We start from the raw sequence: 17,076 nt of genomic DNA, 5'->3' as shown, positions 1-17,076 counted from the left end.
CCGGCCAAGCGCGGCGCGCGCAGAGCCGGGATCGGCATTGTTCGCGGCACGCGATCCCGGATCGGCCTTCGGCCGTCCGGGATGACGGTTGCCGCCCGCTTACTCGGCCGGCGCGCGCGGGGGTTTGCCGGGACGGCTCACCAGCTCGCGCAGCCATTTGCGATGATGGCGCCACGCCCAGCCGCCGGTGACCTCGCCGCGCGTCATCGCGCCGATCGTCCCCTTCACCCAGATCGCCGCATAGACGTGGATGATCCACACGCAGATGATCACCACCGCTGCCATCGCATGGACGAGGATCGCCCAGCGCTTCTGCGGGATGGTGGTCAGGTCATAGAAATACTGGTCCCACATCACGATGCCCGAGCCGATGAGCACGATGATGAGGCCGGACATCGCCCAGAACACGCCCTTCTGGCCGGCATTGTACTTGCCGACCTCCGGCATCTTCTCCTCGCGCCCGGCGAGCAAATCGGCCGAATGCGCCACCCAGTCGACATCCTCGCGCGCCGGCAGATTGGCGCGCCAGAAGCGGATGAACAGCAGCGCGAAGGAGACGAACAGCACCACGCCGATCCACGGGTGCAGCGTGCGCGTCCACTGCCCGCCGCCGAACAGGCTGGTGAGGAAGAACAGCTTCGGCGTGAACAGCGCGAGGCCGGACAGCGCCAGCAGCACCAGGCTGACGGCGGTGATCCAGTGGTTGATGCGCGCGCCCACCGTGTAGCGTTTCACCTGCACGGGGTGGCCGGGCCGGACAGCATCGCCCGGCTCGACATCATCAGGCACGTCATGATGCGGGATCACGGCCATCACACCCTCCCCTCGGGACGGGAAGCCTCGTTGGGCGGCGGTGCGGTGCCGGCCAGCAGCTTCTCGGCGTTCTCCTCATCCTCCTCACCGACCTTGTTCGGGCCGGCGACCATGTAGTGGAGGAAGCCCGCGGCGGCGGCGAAGCCCATCACGGCGAGACCGACATATTTGGTCACGCCCTTCCAGGTCTCGACGATCGGCGAGATGCGCGGATTGTCCGGCAGCCCGGCATAGAGCGAGGGCTGGTCGGCGTGCTGGAGCACATACATGACATGCGTGCCGCCGACGCCCGGCGGGTCGTAGAGGCCGGCATTCTCATAGCCGCGCGACTTCAGGTCGGTGATGCGGTGCGCGGCCCAGTCCTTCATCTCGTCCTTGGTGCCGAAGACGATGGCCTGGGTCGGGCACGCCTTCTGGCAGGCTGGACCCTGGCCCACCGCCACGCGGTCCGAGCACAGCGTGCATTTATACGCGGTGTGATCGACCTTGGAGATGCGCGGGATGTTGAACGGGCAGCCCTTGATGCAGTAGCCGCAGCCGATGCAGTTCTCGTGCTGGAAGTCCACGATGCCGTTGGAATACTGCACGATGGCGCCCGGCGAAGGGCAGGCCTTCAGGCAGCCGGGATCCTCGCAATGCATGCAGCCATCCTTGCGGATGAGCCATTCGAGGTTCTCGGTCTCCGGGTTCACCCATTCGGTGAAGCGCATCAGGGTGAAGGTGTTCGGCGTCAGGTCCATCGGGTTGTCATAGACACCGTGGTTGAAGCCGATCTCCTCGGTCAGGTTGTTCCATTCCAGGCACGCGGCCTGGCAGGCCTTGCAGCCGATGCATTTGGACACGTCGATCAGCTTGGCGACCTCGGTCAGCCGCTGCGCGGGCGGCGTGACCTCGGAGGCCGAGCGGCGAAGAATGTCTTTCTCGCCGAACTTCTGCGCGGCGGCATCGGGGGCGGTCGACGGGTTGGGAATTGGGGGAAACATCTGCGCCGCCTCCCTATGCCACCGGCCCGGTGGACGCTTCGATATTGACCATGAAGGCCTTGAACTCGGGCGTCTCGATATTGGCGTCGCCCACGAAGGGCGAGAGCACATTGGCCGAGAAACCCTTGCGCGCCGCGCCGACGAAGCCCCAGTGGATGGGGATCCCGACCACATGGACGGTCTTGCCGTCGATCATCATCGGCTTGATGCGCTTGGTGACGACCGCCTTGGCGAGAATCTCGCCGCGCGTCGACCACACCCGGGCCCAGCCACCCTTCTCGATGCCCTTCTCCCGCGCCAGTTCCTCGGAAATCTCGACGAACTGCTGCGGCTGGAGCACCGCGTTCACATGGTTGTTCTTGGTCCAGTAGTGGAAGTGCTCGGTGAGCCGGTAGCTGGTCGCCGCATAGGGGAAGTCCGGCGAGCCGGTCTTGGCGAACTGCGCCCAGTCATCCTTGAACACGCGCGCCACCGGATTGCCGACGATCTTCGGGGCGATGACATTGGCGACCGGGCTCTCGAACGGCTCGTAATGAACCGGGAACGGCCCGTCGCGCATCATCTTGCGCACGAAGAGGCGCGAGACGCCCTCCGGGTTCATGATGAAGGGGCCGACATCGCGCGGCTTGGCGGTCGGCGCGATGTCCGGCACGTCATAGCCGCTCCACTTGGCGCCATCCCACTCGATCAGCTTGCGGGAGGGATCCCACGGCTTGCCGTCGAGGTCGCAGGAGGCGCGATTGTAGAGGATGCGCCGGTTGGCCGGCCAGGCGAACGACCATTTCAGGAAGGCGCCGGTATTGTCCGGGTCGGAATTGTCCCGGCGCGCCATCATGTTGCCGGCCTCGGTCCAGCAGCCCGAGAAGATCCAGCAGCCGCAGGCGGTCGAGCCGTCGTCGCGCAGCTGGCCGAAACCGGCCAACTGCTTGCCGGCCTCCAGCACCTTCTTCGTCGCATCGTTCGGGTCGAACACGTCGGTCAGCACCGACCCGTTCATTTCCCGCGCCAGCTCTTCGGGGGTCGGCTCCTCCGGGTTCTTGTAGGCCCAGTTGAGGTTGAGGATCGGATCGGGGAAGGCGCCGCCCTCCTTGCGATACATCTCCTTCAGCCGCAGATGGATGCCGGACATGATCGCCACATCCGTGCGCGCCTCGCCCGGAGGCGAGCCGCCCGGCCAGTGCCATTGCAGCCAGCGGCCGGAATTGACCAGCGAGCCCTCATCCTCCGCGAAGCAGGTGGTGGGAAGCTGGATCACCTCGGTCTTGATGCTGGCCGGGTCCGCCTTGTTGTAGATGCCGTGGTTTTCCCAGAAGCGCGCGGTCTCGGTCTCCAGCGGGTCCATGATGACCAGGAGCTTGAGCTTGGAGAGCGCCTCGGCGAGCTTCGCCTTGTTCGGGAACGCCTGAAGCGGGTTGAACCCCTGGCAGAAATAGAGGTTCATCTTGCCCTGCTTCATGAGCTCGAAAGCCCGCAGGATGTCATAGGAGGGCACGTCGAGCTTGGGCAGGTAGCTATAGCCCCACTCATTCTGCGCCGTCGCCGCCGAGCCGTACATCGACTTCATGAAGCTGACGAAGAACTTGCGGTAGTTCTGCCAGTAGCTCATCTGGTTCGGCCGCAGCGGCTTGAAAGCACGCGTCGACATATAGGTGGTGAGGTCCGGCTCCTTCTCGGTGGGGATGTTCAGATAGCCGGGGATGAGGTTGCTCATCAGCCCCAGATCGGTCAGCCCCTGGATGTTGGAATGACCGCGCAGCGCGTTCATGCCGCCGCCGCGCACCCCGATATTGCCGAGGATGAGCTGCAGCATGGCCATGCCGCGAATGTTCTGCGCGCCCTTGGAATGCTGGGTCCAGCCGAGCGCGTACATGCTCGTCATGGTCTTGGTGGGCGAGGAGCACTCGCCGATCATCGCGCAGACCTTCAGGAACTTGTCCTTGGGCGTGCCGCAGATGCGCTCGACCATTTCGGGCGTGTAGGTGGCGACGTGTGCTTTCAGCAGGTTCCAGACGCAGCGCGGATTCTGCAGGGTCTCGTCGACCACCGCATAGCCGTCCGGCCCGATCTCGTATTCCCACGTGTCCTTGACGTAGTCGCGCTTGGCCTCGTCATAGCCGGTGAACAGACCGTCCTGATAGGCAAAGCCCTCCTTCACGACATAGGAGGCGTTGGTGAAGGCCTTGGTGTACGCCCACTGCACCTTGTCGTTCTGCATGCACCAGTTGATCACGCCCATCAGGAAGGCGATGTCGCTGCCCGGACGGATCGGCGCATAATAGTCCGCCACCGCGGCCGAGCGCGTGTAGCGCGGATCGACGACGATCAGCTTGGCGCCGCGATTGGCTTTCGCCTCGGTGACCCATTTGAAGCCGCAGGGATGGGCTTCAGCGGCATTGCCGCCCATGATCACGACGAGGTCGGTATTCTTGATGTCGGTCCAGGAGTTGGTCATTGCTCCACGGCCAAATGTTGGGGCGAGACTCGCCACCGTCGGGCCGTGTCAGACGCGTGCCTGGTTATCGAACGCCAGAATTCCGGTTGAGCGCACCACCTTGTAGGTGGCGAAGGCGGTCTCATTGGTGGTGGCCGAGGCGGCGAGGAAGCCGGTGGTCAGCCAGCGATTGACGGTCACGCCGTCCTTGTTGGTGGCGACGAAATTGGCGTCGCGATCGTCCTTCATGGCGCGGGCGATCTTGTCGAGCGCCGCCTCCCAGGAGATCGGCTCGAACTTGTCGGAACCCGCCTTGCGGATCATCGGCTGGGTGAGCCGGGTCTCGGACTTCACGATGTCGCGCAGCGCCGCGCCCTTGGGGCAGAGCGTGCCGCGATTGGTCGGGTGATCGGCGTCGCCCTCGATATGGACGATGTCGGCCTTCTCACCCTTCCGCAGGTCACCCTTGGAATAGATGATGATGCCGCAGGCGACCGAGCAATAGGTGCAGGTGTTCCGGGTCTCCGCGGTGTTGGCGAGATGGAACGGCTTGATATAGGCCGCCACCGCCGCTTCCGCCTCGCTGAAGCCGAAGGCTCCCAGCGTCGTACCCGCGATGCCCGCTCCCGACGTTTTCAAGAACGTCCGGCGCGAGAGTTCCATATTCATGGCGACCCTCCCGAGTTACCTTCCCATCCCCATCGGCCGATAGGGTAATCCAATCGTCAGGCTAGTTTCGAGCTGGTCTAATGTCAAATCGATGCAGCACTGACGCTGCGGAAAAAGCCGTGGAAAATCAGTCGCTTCCTGGCATACCAGATTCATCGCCGTGCCATCCTGCAATGCTGCGATGCAGCGTCCGGGGCAACCGTCAAAGGACGGATTGACGCAGCCGCAGGCCGGGCGCAGCATCGCGCCGTGTTCGCCTTGAAGGCTCCCGCGTGGCGGGGCGCGACGAAATTCCTGATCGGGCTTGCCCTTGCTTCCCTTGCGTCAGAAACGACGGGAGCGAGCGCGCTCGCCGCATCCCTGCCCGGGCCCGGAAGCGCGGCTCCGGCCCTCACCCTGCCAAGCCTCGACGGACCGCCGCTGAGCCTTGCTGCGCTGCACGGCCGGCCGGTCGTGGTTCACTTCTTTGCGACCTGGTGCGAACCCTGTCGGGAGGAGCTTTCCGGCCTCTCCCACCTCGCCGCCCGGCTTGACCCGACCACCGGGCCGATGATTCTGGCGGTCGATGTCGGCGAGGTGCCGGTGCGCGTGCGCCGCTTTCTCGACCGGCAATTCAAGGACGCGGGCCTCGGCTTCCCCGTGCTGATCGACGAGGACCGCGCGGCAAGCCGCGCCTTCGGCGTCACCGTCCTGCCCGCCACCCTGCTGCTCGACCCCGCCCACATCATCCGCCGGACCGCCGAGGGCCCCATCGACTGGGACCACCCGGACGCCCGCGCGGCGCTGGACCACCTTTCCACCTCAACAGCCACGCCGGATGCGGCGCCGCTGCCTCCTCTCACCGACCGGGAGCCCCCTCATGACCAGCCGTCGTGATTTCCTGAAATGCGGCGCCGCGCTCGCCGCCGCGACCACGCTTCCCGCCCACGCCTTCGCTCAAAGCGCCGCGACCGCTGGCGCTGCGGCGGGCGCCGCCATTTTCGCCCCCTCGCCCGGTAAATGGCGGCAATTCGAGGTGGTGACGACGCTCGACGTCGCCCCGCTCGACGGCAAGGCGGGCCCCGCCCAGGCCTGGGTGCCGCTGCCCGCCTACAGCGCCGCCGACTGGTTCAAGCCCGGCGCGAACCGCTGGACCACCAACGCCGCCAGCGCCACCGTGGTGAAGGATCCCCATTACGGCAGCGACATGCTGCACCTCGTCTGGGCCGCCGGCGAGACCGCGCCCAAGGTCGAGATCGTCTCCACCTTCGCCACCCGCGACCGCGCCACCGACCTCTCCAAGCCCGGCACCGTCACGCCGCTGACGGCGCAAGAGCGCGCGCTGTTCCTCAAGGCGACCGACCTCATCCCGACCGACGGCATCGTCAAAACGACCGCCGACACGATCACCGCCGGCAAGGCGAGCGATCTCGAAAAGTCCCGCGCCATCTATGAATGGGTGGTCGAGAACACCTACCGCAACGCCGCCACGCGCGGCTGCGGCACGGGCGACATCGCCGCGCTGCTGACCAGCGGCAATCTCGGCGGCAAATGTGCCGATCTCAACGCGCTGTTCGTCGGCCTCAACCGCGCCGCCGGCATTCCCGCCCGCGACATCTATGGCATCCGCGTCGCCCCCTCCGCCTTCGGTTACAAGAGCCTCGGCGCCAATTCGCCGACCATCTCGAAGGCGCAGCACTGCCGCGCCGAGGTATGGCTGGACGGCTTCGGCTGGATCGCCACCGATCCGGCGGATGTGCGCAAGGTCGTGCTGGAGGAGCCGCCGGGCAAGAACGCCATGGACGATGCCAAGGTCATCGCCGCCCGCAAGGCGCTGTTCGGGTCGTGGGAGGGCAACTGGCTCGCCTATAATGACGGCCACGACATCGCCTTGCCCGGCTCCTCCGGCCCCAAGCTCGGCTTCCTCATGTACCCGCAGGCGGAAGTCGCGAGCCTCCGCCAGGACTGCCTCGACCCGGACGCCTTCCGCTACACCATCAAGGCCAGCGAGATCGCGGTGTGAGCGTGCGTTTGCGCGACGTCATGGCCGTCCCCGGACTTGATCCGGGGATCAGCCCGGCCATCCACGCCTTCTGACTTGCCCGTGCCCAAGTCGTGGATGCCCGGCCCAAGGCCGGGCATGACGGCGATCATGTGGAGCGGGCGAAGCCGTAGAGCCGGGATCGCTCGCCAATTTCATGCGATCCCGGATCGGCCTTCGGCCATCCGGGATGACGCCTTGCAGAGGTAGACGACATGCTCGACAAGCCGACCGACACCCCCGCCCCGTTCCGCCTCACCAGCCTCGCCCATGGAGGGGGCTGTGGCTGCAAGCTGGCGCCCTCGGTGCTGCGCGAATTGCTGGCCGAACAGCCGGCGGCGGGGGCGTTCACCCGGCTCCTCGTCGGCACCGAGACCGGCGACGACGCGGCGGTGTGGCAGCTCGATGAGGAGACCTGCCTCATCGCCACCACCGACTTCTTCATGCCGATGGTGGACGACCCCTTCACCTTCGGCCGCATCGCCGCGACCAACGCGATCTCCGACGTCTACGCCATGGGCGGCAAGCCGCTGCTGGCGCTGGCCATCCTCGGCATGCCGCTCGGCAAGCTCGACCCGGCGCTGGTGCGCGAGATCCTCAAGGGCGGCGCCTCCATCGCCACCGAGGCCGGCATCCCCATCGCCGGCGGGCATTCCATCGATTCCCCCGAGCCGATCTATGGCCTCGCCGTCATCGGCACCGCCCACCCCTCGCACATCCGCCGCAACAGCACGGCGCAGCCGGGCGACGCGCTGATCCTGACCAAGCCGCTCGGCGTCGGCATCTATTCCGCCGCCTTCAAGAAGGAGGCGCTGTCGCCGGCCGCCTATGCCGAGATGGTCGGCGCGATGACCCAGCTCAACAAGGTCGGCACGGCGCTCGGCAGGGACAGCGATGTCCACGCCGTCACCGATGTGACCGGCTTCGGCATTCTCGGCCATGGGCTGGAAGTGGCGCGCGGCGCCGGGCTGCGGCTGGAGATCGAGATGGACGCCCTGCCCTTCCTCGATGAGGCCCCCGCGCTGGCCCAGGCCGGCTTCGTCACCGGCGCCTCGCACCGCAACTGGGCGAGCTATGGCGAGGAGTCACCCTGCCGGCCGATCTGCCGGAGGCGCAGCGCCATCTGCTCACCGACCCGCAGACCGCCGGCGGCCTGCTCGTCGCCTGCGCAGCCTCGGCCGCCCCGCGCCTTCTCGCGCAGATCCGGGCCGAAGGCTTCTCCCGCGCGGCGATCATCGGGCAGGCCATTGCGGGCGCGCCGGGCATCACCGTGCGCTAAAGCGTTCAGCCGATCCGCGCGCTGAGAAAATCGACGAAGGCGCGGATGCGGGCGGCGAGATAATCGTGCCCCACGAACACCGCGTGCAGCAACTCGATGTCGCCGGCGTTGAACGCCTCCAGCACCGGCACCAGCCGCCCGGCCGCGATGTCCGCCTCCGCCACATAGCGGGCGATGCGGGCAAGGCCCAGCCCGTCCAACGCGAGGCGGTGCACCATGGCGCCGCTATTGCCTTCGAGATTGCCGGTGACGGTGAGCGCGTAGCTCTCCCCGCTCGACGGGTCGCGGAACGGCCAGTCATCCATGGAGCGGCGGAAATTGAAGCGCAGGCAATTATGCGTGGTGAGTTCCTGCGGGGTGCGCGGCGTACCGTGCCGCGCCAGATAGGACGGCGCGGCGACGATGACGCGCCGGCTCTCCAGCACCTTGCGCGCCATCAGCGTGGAATCGCGCATCGGCCCGGCGCGCAGCGCGATGTCGGCGCGCTCCGCCACCAGATCGATCACCTCGTCGGTCAGTGACAGGTCCAGTTGCACCTGCGGGTAGCGCCCGAGAAATTCCGGCACCAGCGGCACGAGGCAGCGCTCGCCGAAGCCCACCGTCGCGCTCACCCGCAGCCGCCCGCGCGGCGTGGCGGCGGCGCCGGCGGAGACCACGCGCTCCGCCTCATCGATCTCGCCGAGAATGCGCCGGGCCCGCGCCGCATAGGCCTCGCCCTCCGGGGTGAGCGTCACCACGCGGGTCGAGCGCACCAGCAGGCGGGTGCCAAGCCGCTCCTCCAGCCGCGTCACCAGCTTGCTGACGGCGGAAGGCGAGAGGCCGAGCCGGCGCCCGGCGGCGGAGAAGCTGCCGCGCTCGACCACCTCGACCAGCACCTGCATCTCGCCCGCGCGATTATCCATTCGCCCGCTCATCACCGTCTATGAATTCAATTCACAGTCCTTGGTCCGACATCGCGGCTTATCGCGCAAGGGGCTGGCCCGCATAGTGCTTCCAACCCCCTGTTCGCGCCGCAACCCTTGCCGGGGCTGCAACCCGTGCTGTCGGCGGCGCCGGAGACCCTTGATGCCCCTTGCCTTGTTCGCCCTCACCATCGCCGCCTATGCGATCGGCACCACCGAATTCGTCATTGTCGGCCTGCTGCCCACCGTCGCCGCCGATCTTGCCATCGACCTGCCGCGCGCCGGGCTGATCGTCAGCGTCTATGCGCTCGGCGTCACCTTCGGCGCGCCGGTCCTCACCGCGCTGACCGGCCGCGTGCCGCGTAAGCCGCTGCTGCTCGGGTTGATGGCGCTGTTCGTCATCGGCAATTCGGCGGCAGCGCTGAGCCCCGGTTACGAGACGCTGCTTGTCGCCCGCGTCGTCTCCGCCTTCGCCCATGGCGTGTTCTTCTCGGTTGGTGCCACCATCGCCGCCGATCTCGTGCCGGCGGACCGGCGGGCCTCGGCCATCGCACTGATGTTCATGGGCCTCACCGTCGCCATCGTCACCGGCGTGCCGCTCGGCACCTTCATCGGCCAGAGCTTTGGCTGGCGCGCCACCTTCTGGGCGGTCGCGGGGCTCGGCGTCATCGCCTTTCTCGCCATCGCCGCGCTGCTGCCGAACACCCTGTCGCGCGCCGAACCCGCCCGGCTGATCGAGCAGCTGCGCGTGCTCGGCTCGGGGCGCCTGCTCATCGTCTATGGCATGACGGCGCTGGGCTATGGCGGCACCTTCGTCGCCTTCACCTATCTTGCCGTCATCCTCGAGCACATCACCGGCTTCTCCAGCGCCAGCGTCAGCCTGATCCTCGTGCTCTACGGCCTCGCCATCGCGGCGGGCAATCTCGTCGGCGGGCGCATTGCCGACCGTGATCCGGTGAAGGCGCTCACCGTGCTGTTCCTGGCGCAGGCCGGCGTGCTGGCGCTGTTCGCGTTCACCGCCGTCTCGCCCTGGCTGGCGCTGCCCACGCTCGCGGCGCTCGGCTTCCTGTCCTTCGCCAATGTGCCCGGCCTGCAGATCTATGTGGTTGAGCTCGCCGGCCGCTACCGGCCCGGCGCGGTGGATGTCGCCTCCGCGCTCAACATCGCCGCGTTCAATCTCGGCATTGCGGTCGGCGCCTGGGTGGGCGGGCGCGTCGTCGCCTCCCCGCTCGGCCTCGGGGCGACGCCCTGGGTCGGGGCGCTGCTGGTGGGCGGCGCGCTCCTGCTCACCCTGTGGAGCGGCGCGCTCGACCGCCGCGCCCGTCTGGCGGCCTGCCCCGCCTGAGGGCCGTCTGCCCTAGCGGCACATAGCGCGAAAACCTGCGACGGACCGGTGCGACCACCGGTCCGTGTTGTTTCTGATTTGCTTCGCCGCCAAATCATGCTGTCTGGCCAAGGGGGCGGGCGGCAATTTGCGGTGGAGGAACGCTTGCGCGTCAGCAAGGCGAAGGTGGCCGAGCATCACGGTTCGATCCTGCAGGCGGCATCGCGGCTGTTTCGCGCGCGCGGCATCGACGCGGTCGGCGTCGCCGAGATCATGCAGGCGAGCGGGCTGACCCATGGCGCCTTTTACGGCCATTTCCGCTCCAAGGCCGAACTCGCCGGCGCCGCCTGCCGGGAAGCCTTCGCCCAGAGCCTCGCCAAATGGCAGAGGGCGCCGAGCCTCTCGGTGATTTTCGACCGCTATCTGAGCTGCGCCCACCGCGACACGCCGGGCGAGGGCTGCGCGCTCTCCGCCCTCGGCGCCGAGATCGCCCGGCACGACACCCATATCCAGCAGGATTTCGCCGCCGGCCTCAAGGCCTGCATCGCGCAGGTCGAGGCGCGGCTGGAGGAGAGCGACCCGGCCGCGCGCCGCGCCAAAGCCATCGCCACCGTCTCGGCCATGGTCGGCGCGGTCTCGCTCGCCCGCGCGGTGAAGGAGGCGGACGCCCCGCTCTCCGACGAAATCCTCGCGAGCGTGCGCGCGGCCCTGCGCGAGACTGCCGGGGCCTGAGCCGGCGCACCACCGTTGAACGACGTATTGCCGCCCGCGCCCGCCTGCCGCCAATCTGCCGGCGCGCGGCGGATGGCCCTTCATCACGACTCCGGCCGCCGCGACAATTAAACCCTTTGAGACGCAATGGCCCCGCCGCTTGCGCGCGCGGCGGCGTGCGCGTTCACGCGAGGAGAAGACCATGTTGCACGGCGATGTTTCCAGCAGCAAAGACACCGTCGGCGTGGCCGTCGTGAACTACAAGATGCCCCGCCTGCACACCAAGGCCGAGGTGCTGGCCAATGCCCGCAAGATCGCCGACATGCTGGTCGGCATGAAGATCGGCCTGCCGGGCATGGATCTGGTGATCTTCCCGGAATATTCGACCCACGGAATCATGTATGATTCCAAGGAGATGTACGAGACCGCCGCCACCGTGCCGGGCGAGGAGACCGAGATCTTCGCGGAGGCCTGCCGCAAGGCGAAGGTGTGGGGCGTGTTCTCGCTCACCGGCGAGCGCCATGAGGAACACCCCAACAAGGCGCCCTACAACACGCTCATCCTGATGAACGACAAGGGTGAGATCGTGCAGAAATACCGCAAGATCATGCCCTGGGTGCCGATCGAGGGCTGGTATCCCGGCAATTGCACCTATGTCTCGGAAGGCCCGAAGGGGCTGAAGGTCTCGCTCATCATCTGCGATGACGGCAATTACCCGGAAATCTGGCGCGACTGCGCGATGAAGGGGGCCGAGCTGATCGTGCGCTGCCAGGGTTACATGTACCCGGCCAAGGAGCAGCAGATCCTGATGTCCAAGGCGATGGCCTTCGCCAACAACACCTATGTCGCGGTCGCCAACGCGGCCGGCTTCGACGGCGTCTATTCCTATTTCGGCCATTCGGCGATCGTCGGCTTCGACGGGCGCACGCTCGGCGAATGCGGCGAGGAGGAGTACGGCATCCAGTACGCCGCGCTCTCCACCTCGCTGATCCGCGACGCGCGCAAGAACATGCAGTCGGAGAACCACCTCTTCAAGCTGGTCCATCGCGGCTATACTGGCATGATCAATTCCGGCGACGGCGACAAGGGCGTCGCCGACTGCCCCTACGATTTCTACAAGAAGTGGGTCGCCGACCCCGAGGGCACGCGCGAGATGGTGGAATCCTTCACGCGCCCGATGGTCGGCACCGAGGAATGCCCGATCGACGGCATCCCCAACCCCGACACAGCGCATCGGTGAGGGGCGGGGGGGCTCCCACCACGAGACAACGTCATGGCCGTCTAGTCCCGGCCATCCACGTCTTCGGACCGGGCGCGCGACCAACGGCCGAGGGTGCGCCAAAGTCATGGATGCCCGGCCCAAGGCCGGGCATGACGGCGTGCGAGGGTGGCGGGCGTCGCCGCTTTCCGCAGCATCAGCTTTCGCAGGCGGCGCCCCCCAAAACCACGTCATGGCCGGGCTTGTCCCGGCCATCCACGTCTTCGGACCGGGTGCGACCGGCGGCAGCCGCGCGCCAAAGTCATGGATGCCCGGCCCAAGGCCGGGCATGACGGCGCATGGGGTGAAGGGCGGCGTTTCAGCTCCCTACCGCCGGGCGAGGCGGAAATAGAGGTCGGAGAGGCGCGCGGGCAGATCCTCGATGCGATGGATCGGCAGCACATGCGCCTTGCCGAAGATCGCCGCCGCGCTGGGCCCCTCACTGCCCGCCCCGGCAGGCGCCAGCGTCACGCCGAAACTGTCGATGCCGCGCGCGCGCAGCAACAGCACCGCCCGGCGGGCATCGGCGGCGAGGTCGGCGGGGGTGGCGTCGATGTCGGACGGCTCGCCATCGGTGAGCACCAGCACCAGCTTGCGGAAGCTGGGAACGCGGGCGATCTCCGCCCCGGCATGGCGCAGCGCGGCGCCGAGCCTTGTGGACAGGCCCGCACCGAGGCCGGCGAGCCGGGCGAAACCCTCCGCCTCCCACGGCTCATGAAAGCCCTTCACGGGATGCACCCGCACCTCGCCGCGCCCGTTCGAGGCGAAGCCCATCAGCGCGAAGCGGTCGCCGAGCGCCGCCAGCGCCTCGGCCAGCAAAGCGACGGCGAGCTTTTCCACGTCGAGCACGCTGTGCCCGCCGGCGAGGCGATCGCGCGTGGACTGGGAAATGTCGATCAGCACCAGCACGGCAAGATCGCGCCGGGTGAGCACGGACGAGCGGAACACCCGCAGCTCCGGCACCTCACCCGCCCGGCGGGCGATGGCCTCGGCGATCACCGCGTCAATGTCGAGCTCGTGGCCCTCGCTCTGGCGCGTCAGCCGGCTCGGGCGGCCGAGCTTTGCCGCCATGACCAGCCGGGCGATGCGGGCGCGCAGCGGCGCGGCCTCGTCCAGCGCCCGGCGCAGCGCCCGCGCGTCGCCCTCGACCGGCGCCATGGCCTTGACCGTCACCCAGTCCGGCCGCTCGATGCCGGCCTGCGCGTCCCATTCCGGATAGGTGGCGAGCGTGACGCCCTCCGCCGCCGCGCTCACCGGCCGCGCCCGCCCAGCCGAGGGCGAGGGCGGCGCGTCGGGCTTGCCATCCTCACCCTCGCGCCGCTCGAGCCGCGCGGCCTCGACCATCATCTCCACCTCGGCGGTCACCTCCGGGTCGACCTGCGAAAAATCCCACAGACCCAGCCCGTCATCGCGATAGGCCGGCTCGACGACATGGCCGCGCGCGTCGAAGCGCAGGCGGCGCTGACTAACGTCATTGGCGAGCCGCGTGCCGATCTCGCGGCTGATGGCGGGATCGTCCAGCCGGCCCGCGGCATCGGCGAACAGCGCCTGCGCCTTCTCCACCAGCGCGTCGGGATCGCGATAGGCCGGATCGAACAGCCCGCGCGCCACCCGCGCCAGCAGCGCGTGAACCGTCGGCCCATCCTCGGCGCTCGCCCGGTGATAGGGCGCCCAGAGCCGGCGCAGGCCCGGATAGAGCCGCAGGGCGAGATGCTCGATGCGCGCATCCTCAACCAGCGTCGCCAGCGCGATCTGCACCGGCTTGTCCTTGCCGACCTGAAAGCGCGGATTGCCGAAGAACAGGTGCGCCCCGGCATGCACCGCGCTGGCGAGATAGAGATGGCGCGCCCCCTTGGCGTCGAGCCCCGGCCAGGCGGCGGGCAGGCGCAGCACCGGGCCGGCGATGTTCACCCGCTGCGCCGTGCCGGGCGGCGGCGGTGGCAGGGCCTGAAGCTGCGGCGCCCCGCCCCACAGCGCCAGCAGCACGCGGCGCAGCTGGCCGTCCATGTCCTCAAGGCCCAGCGCCGCGCCGAGCCGGGCGACGAGGCCGAGCGCCAGCGGATCGTCCAGCGTGAAGAAGGCCCGCCGGCGCGCCGCGCTGCGGCCGGCCGCCTTCAGCCCGGTCTCGACGAAGTGCCGGAAGGCAGCGCCCTCACCCCGCCGCCACACCTGCCCGGCCCGCGCCGCGAAGGGCGCGACCTCATCGGGCGCGCCTTCCGCAAGGCGGGCGAAGGCGGCCCAGAAATCCACCGCCTCGCCCGCCGGCAGCAGCCGCGCGAACGCGTCAAGCGTAACTTCGGCCGCCCGCCCGCCGGCCGCGCGGCAGACCCGCACCGCGCCATCGGCCGCGGCACGAAGGGCGGACGGGCCGAGGTCGCCCGCCTCGCTGAGCCGCGCATAGGCCAGCAGCGCCCCGGCCCCGGCATTGGCGGTGAGCAGCGCCAGCGCCCCCTCCGCCCATATCTCGCCGGCCATGTCGCCATGGCGGGCGGAAAAGCCCGCCGCCGCCGCGTCCAGCGGCGCGCGCAAGGTCTCGCGCCCGGCGAGCAGGGCCGCCAGTTGCCCGGCGGCCGGCCCGGGCGCCGTCAGCGTCACGGCAGGCATGCGGAAATCGCCGCGCGCAGGCCTGCGCGCACATCGGCATCGTCGGTGATGGGCAGCACGATCGCCGCGTTCACCGCCGCCTCCAGCGGCACGCCGGCGCAAGCGAGCCGCCCGGCATGGATCAGCATGCGGGTGGAGGCGCCCTCATCCAGCCCCTGCCCGCGCAGCCGGCGCGAGGCGGCGGCGATGGCCACCAGCACCTGCGCCATCCCCTCATCCACCCCCGCCTCGCGGGCGACGATCTCGGCTTCCAGCGGCGCTGAGGGATAGTCGAAGTCGATGGCGATGAAGCGCTGCTTGGTGGACTCCTTCAGATCCTTCACCGCGCTCTGGTAGCCGGGGTTATAGGAGATCACGAGCTGGAAATCAGGGTGGGCGGCGATCAGCTCGCCGCGCTTTTCCAGCGGCAGCACGCGCCGCGCGTCGGTCAGCGGGTGGATGACGACGGTGGTGTCCTGCCGCGCCTCGACGATCTCGTCGAGATAGCACAGCCCGCCATGGCGCACCGCCAGCGTCAGCGGCCCGTCCTGCCAGACCGTGCCTTCGGGATTGAGCAGGAAGCGCCCGGCAAGATCGGCCGCCGTCATGTCCTCATGCGCGGCGACGGTGACCAGCGGGCGGGCGAGCCGCCACGCCATGTACTCGACGAAGCGCGTCTTGCCGCAGCCGGTCGGGCCTTTCAGCATCACCGGCAGGCGGTGGGCGAAGGCGGCCTCGAAGACGGCGATCTCGTCCGCCACCGGCCGGTAATAGGGCTCGGCGGCGAGACGAAACGGCGCGAGGGGATGGGCGGCGGCATCGGTCGACATGAGGGACTCCGGGGCAGGAACGGACGGCGCCCTGTCAAAGGGCTCACCTTCCGCTCCGCCGCGCCGCCTTCGTCCTTGCCGCTTGTCCTTGCCGCCGGCAGCAAGGGATTAGACGGACCCGCTCACCCCCGCGCAAGGGGGTGAATGGCCTATTGCGCCGCCTGCAACGCTCGGCGGAATCGCAGCCGGGCCAGCGTGAAGAACGCCCCGCCGATCACGATCAGCGCCAGGATCTGCGGCCAGATGATGGACATCCCCGCCCCGCGATAGAGGATCGCCTGCGACAGCGCGACGAAATGGGTCGAGGGCGAGAGCTGCATCACATATTGCAGCACCTCCGGCATGCTCTCCATCGGCGTGGTCGAGCCCGACAGCAGGTTCATCATGATGAGCACCGGCATGACGATCAGCCCGAACTGGCCCATCGAGGTCGAGACCGTGGCGATGAGGATGCCGAGCGAGGTCACCGAGAACTGGTAGACCAGCATGGAGGCCACGAAGAGCGTGACCGAGCCGCCAATCGGCACGCCGAGCAGCTGCTGCACCACGAAGATCAGCGACAGCGTCGCCGCCACCACGATGACGAGGCCGTTGGCCCAGACCTTGGCCAGCATGATCTCGGTCGGCGTCACCGGCATCACCAGCAGGTGCTCCAGCGTGCCGTGCTCGCGCTCGCGGATCAGCGCCGCCCCGCACAGGATCACCGCCAGCATGGTCACGTTGTTGATGACCTGCATCACCGCGTTGAACCATTCGGATTTCAGGTTCGGGTTGAACTTAGCGCGGGTGACGACGCTGACCGGCGCCGTGCCGGTGGAGGAGGGATAGGCCGCCGCCACCTCCTGCAGCAGGATGCTCTGGATATAGGTCGCGCCATTGCCGGCCTGCGACATGGCGGTGGCGTCGATGTCGAGCTGCACCACCGGGTCGCGCCCGGCAATCACGTCATGCTCGAATTTCGGGGGGATGCTGACCACGAAGACGAAGCGGCCCTCATCCATCGCCCGGTCGACCTCGCTGGCCTCGATCAGCACCGGCTCCTTGAAGAAGGGCTTCAGCAGCGCGTCGCGCATCCGCCGCGAGAGCGCGGTCTGGTCCTCGTCCACCACCGCCACGGCGGCGTTCTCGACCTCGAACTTGGCGCCGGACGCCACCGTGTAGATGGCGATGGTGAAGGTATAGACGATCAGCGCCATCAGCACCGGATCGGCCTTGAGGCTGTACAGCTCCTTGATGCCGAGCCGCCAGATGCGCTTGAGCGAGGCGATCATGC

12 protein-coding genes and 1 pseudogene are annotated in these 17,076 nt (G+C 68.4%); 6 read left to right on the top strand and 7 right to left on the bottom strand.

Translation table 11 applies throughout. The annotated features are described in order from the left end of the window. Positions 1–99: 99 nt before the first annotated feature. The 3 genes from OU996_RS07190 to fdnG are packed head-to-tail and all read right to left on the bottom strand — an operon-like array spanning position 100 to position 4,896. Positions 100–813, bottom strand: coding sequence for a formate dehydrogenase subunit gamma (locus OU996_RS07190; RefSeq protein ID WP_267584940.1), 714 nt, complete (start codon positions 811–813; stop codon positions 100–102). Continuing rightward, entirely contained in the window at positions 813–1,796 is a 984-nt protein-coding gene (fdxH, locus tag OU996_RS07185) for a formate dehydrogenase subunit beta (RefSeq protein WP_267584939.1), read from the bottom strand. The genes OU996_RS07190 and fdxH overlap by 1 nt, the downstream gene beginning before the upstream one ends. A 13-nt stretch (positions 1,797–1,809) precedes the next feature. Continuing rightward, entirely contained in the window at positions 1,810–4,896 is a 3,087-nt protein-coding gene (gene fdnG, locus OU996_RS07180) for a formate dehydrogenase-N subunit alpha (protein WP_267584938.1), read from the bottom strand. 249 nt (positions 4,897–5,145) lie between these two features. Between fdnG and OU996_RS07175 the strand changes: the two genes are divergently transcribed. The 3 genes and pseudogenes from OU996_RS07175 (at position 5,146) to selD (ending at position 8,195) form a co-directional block, all read left to right on the top strand. Continuing rightward, entirely contained in the window at positions 5,146–5,772 is a 627-nt protein-coding gene (locus OU996_RS07175; RefSeq protein ID WP_267584937.1) for a TlpA family protein disulfide reductase, read from the top strand. Beyond that, positions 5,756–6,898 (top strand): transglutaminase-like domain-containing protein, encoded by a 1,143-nt coding sequence (locus OU996_RS07170; protein WP_267584936.1) that lies wholly within the window; start codon positions 5,756–5,758, stop codon positions 6,896–6,898. The genes OU996_RS07175 and OU996_RS07170 overlap by 17 nt, the downstream gene beginning before the upstream one ends. 233 nt (positions 6,899–7,131) lie before the next feature. Then, positions 7,132–8,195 (top strand): annotated as a pseudogene (gene selD, locus OU996_RS07165) (selenide, water dikinase SelD). Positions 8,196–8,200: 5 nt separating this feature from the next. Here selD and OU996_RS07160 read toward each other — a convergent pair. Continuing rightward, entirely contained in the window at positions 8,201–9,097 is an 897-nt protein-coding gene (locus OU996_RS07160; RefSeq protein ID WP_267584935.1) for a LysR family transcriptional regulator, read from the bottom strand. Between the two features lie 163 nt (positions 9,098–9,260). Here OU996_RS07160 and OU996_RS07155 point away from each other — a divergent pair, with 163 nt between their 5' ends. The 3 genes from OU996_RS07155 to OU996_RS07145 all read left to right on the top strand — a co-directional run bounded on the left by OU996_RS07155 (position 9,261) and on the right by OU996_RS07145 (position 12,372). After that, positions 9,261–10,442 (top strand): MFS transporter, encoded by a 1,182-nt coding sequence (locus tag OU996_RS07155; protein WP_267584934.1) that lies wholly within the window; start codon positions 9,261–9,263, stop codon positions 10,440–10,442. A 144-nt stretch (positions 10,443–10,586) separates the two neighbouring features. Then, entirely contained in the window at positions 10,587–11,153 is a 567-nt protein-coding gene (locus OU996_RS07150) for a TetR/AcrR family transcriptional regulator (protein WP_267584933.1), read from the top strand. Between the two features lie 181 nt (positions 11,154–11,334). Beyond that, complete coding sequence (locus OU996_RS07145) at positions 11,335–12,372, top strand: aliphatic amidase (protein ID WP_267584932.1); 1,038 nt, start codon at positions 11,335–11,337, stop codon at positions 12,370–12,372. 345 nt (positions 12,373–12,717) lie between these two features. Here the strand turns inward: OU996_RS07145 and OU996_RS07140 are convergent, their stop codons facing one another. From OU996_RS07140 to OU996_RS07130, 3 genes are all read right to left on the bottom strand, one after another. Next, a complete protein-coding gene (locus OU996_RS07140; protein ID WP_267584931.1) occupies positions 12,718–14,994 on the bottom strand; it encodes a nitric oxide reductase activation protein NorD in 2,277 nt (758 codons plus the stop codon). Then, positions 14,982–15,803: a CbbQ/NirQ/NorQ/GpvN family protein gene (locus OU996_RS07135; protein WP_267584930.1), complete on the bottom strand. Its 822-nt coding sequence runs from the start codon at positions 15,801–15,803 to the stop codon at positions 14,982–14,984. The genes OU996_RS07140 and OU996_RS07135 overlap by 13 nt, the downstream gene beginning before the upstream one ends. A gap of 149 nt (positions 15,804–15,952) precedes the next feature. After that, the gene (locus OU996_RS07130) at positions 15,953–17,074 is read right to left on the bottom strand and encodes an ABC transporter permease (RefSeq protein WP_267584929.1); all 1,122 of its coding nucleotides are present in this window, start codon (positions 17,072–17,074) and stop codon (positions 15,953–15,955) included. Between the last annotated feature and the right edge of the window lie 2 nt (positions 17,075–17,076).

The sequence above is a fragment of the Ancylobacter sp. SL191 genome (assembly GCF_026625645.1).
Taxonomy (GTDB): domain Bacteria; phylum Pseudomonadota; class Alphaproteobacteria; order Rhizobiales; family Xanthobacteraceae; genus Ancylobacter.
Note: the sequence above shows the minus strand (reverse complement) of the source record. Positions and strands in the feature narration are given on the sequence as shown.

What these genes read in the sequence shown, in the direction of transcription:
- OU996_RS07160 (WP_267584935.1), bottom strand. Translation starts at nt 9,097, where the DNA reads ATGGATAATCGCGCGGGCGAGATGCAGGTGCTGGTCGAGGTGGTCGAG.
- OU996_RS07130 (WP_267584929.1), bottom strand. Translation starts at nt 17,074, where the DNA reads ATGATCGCCTCGCTCAAGCGCATCTGGCGGCTCGGCATCAAGGAGCTG.
- fdxH (WP_267584939.1), bottom strand. Translation starts at nt 1,796, where the DNA reads ATGTTTCCCCCAATTCCCAACCCGTCGACCGCCCCCGATGCCGCCGCG.
- OU996_RS07155 (WP_267584934.1), top strand. Translation starts at nt 9,261, where the DNA reads ATGCCCCTTGCCTTGTTCGCCCTCACCATCGCCGCCTATGCGATCGGC.
- OU996_RS07140 (WP_267584931.1), bottom strand. Translation starts at nt 14,994, where the DNA reads ATGCCTGCCGTGACGCTGACGGCGCCCGGGCCGGCCGCCGGGCAACTG.
- OU996_RS07135 (WP_267584930.1), bottom strand. Translation starts at nt 15,803, where the DNA reads ATGTCGACCGATGCCGCCGCCCATCCCCTCGCGCCGTTTCGTCTCGCC.
- OU996_RS07190 (WP_267584940.1), bottom strand. Translation starts at nt 813, where the DNA reads ATGGCCGTGATCCCGCATCATGACGTGCCTGATGATGTCGAGCCGGGC.
- OU996_RS07145 (WP_267584932.1), top strand. Translation starts at nt 11,335, where the DNA reads ATGTTGCACGGCGATGTTTCCAGCAGCAAAGACACCGTCGGCGTGGCC.
- OU996_RS07170 (WP_267584936.1), top strand. Translation starts at nt 5,756, where the DNA reads ATGACCAGCCGTCGTGATTTCCTGAAATGCGGCGCCGCGCTCGCCGCC.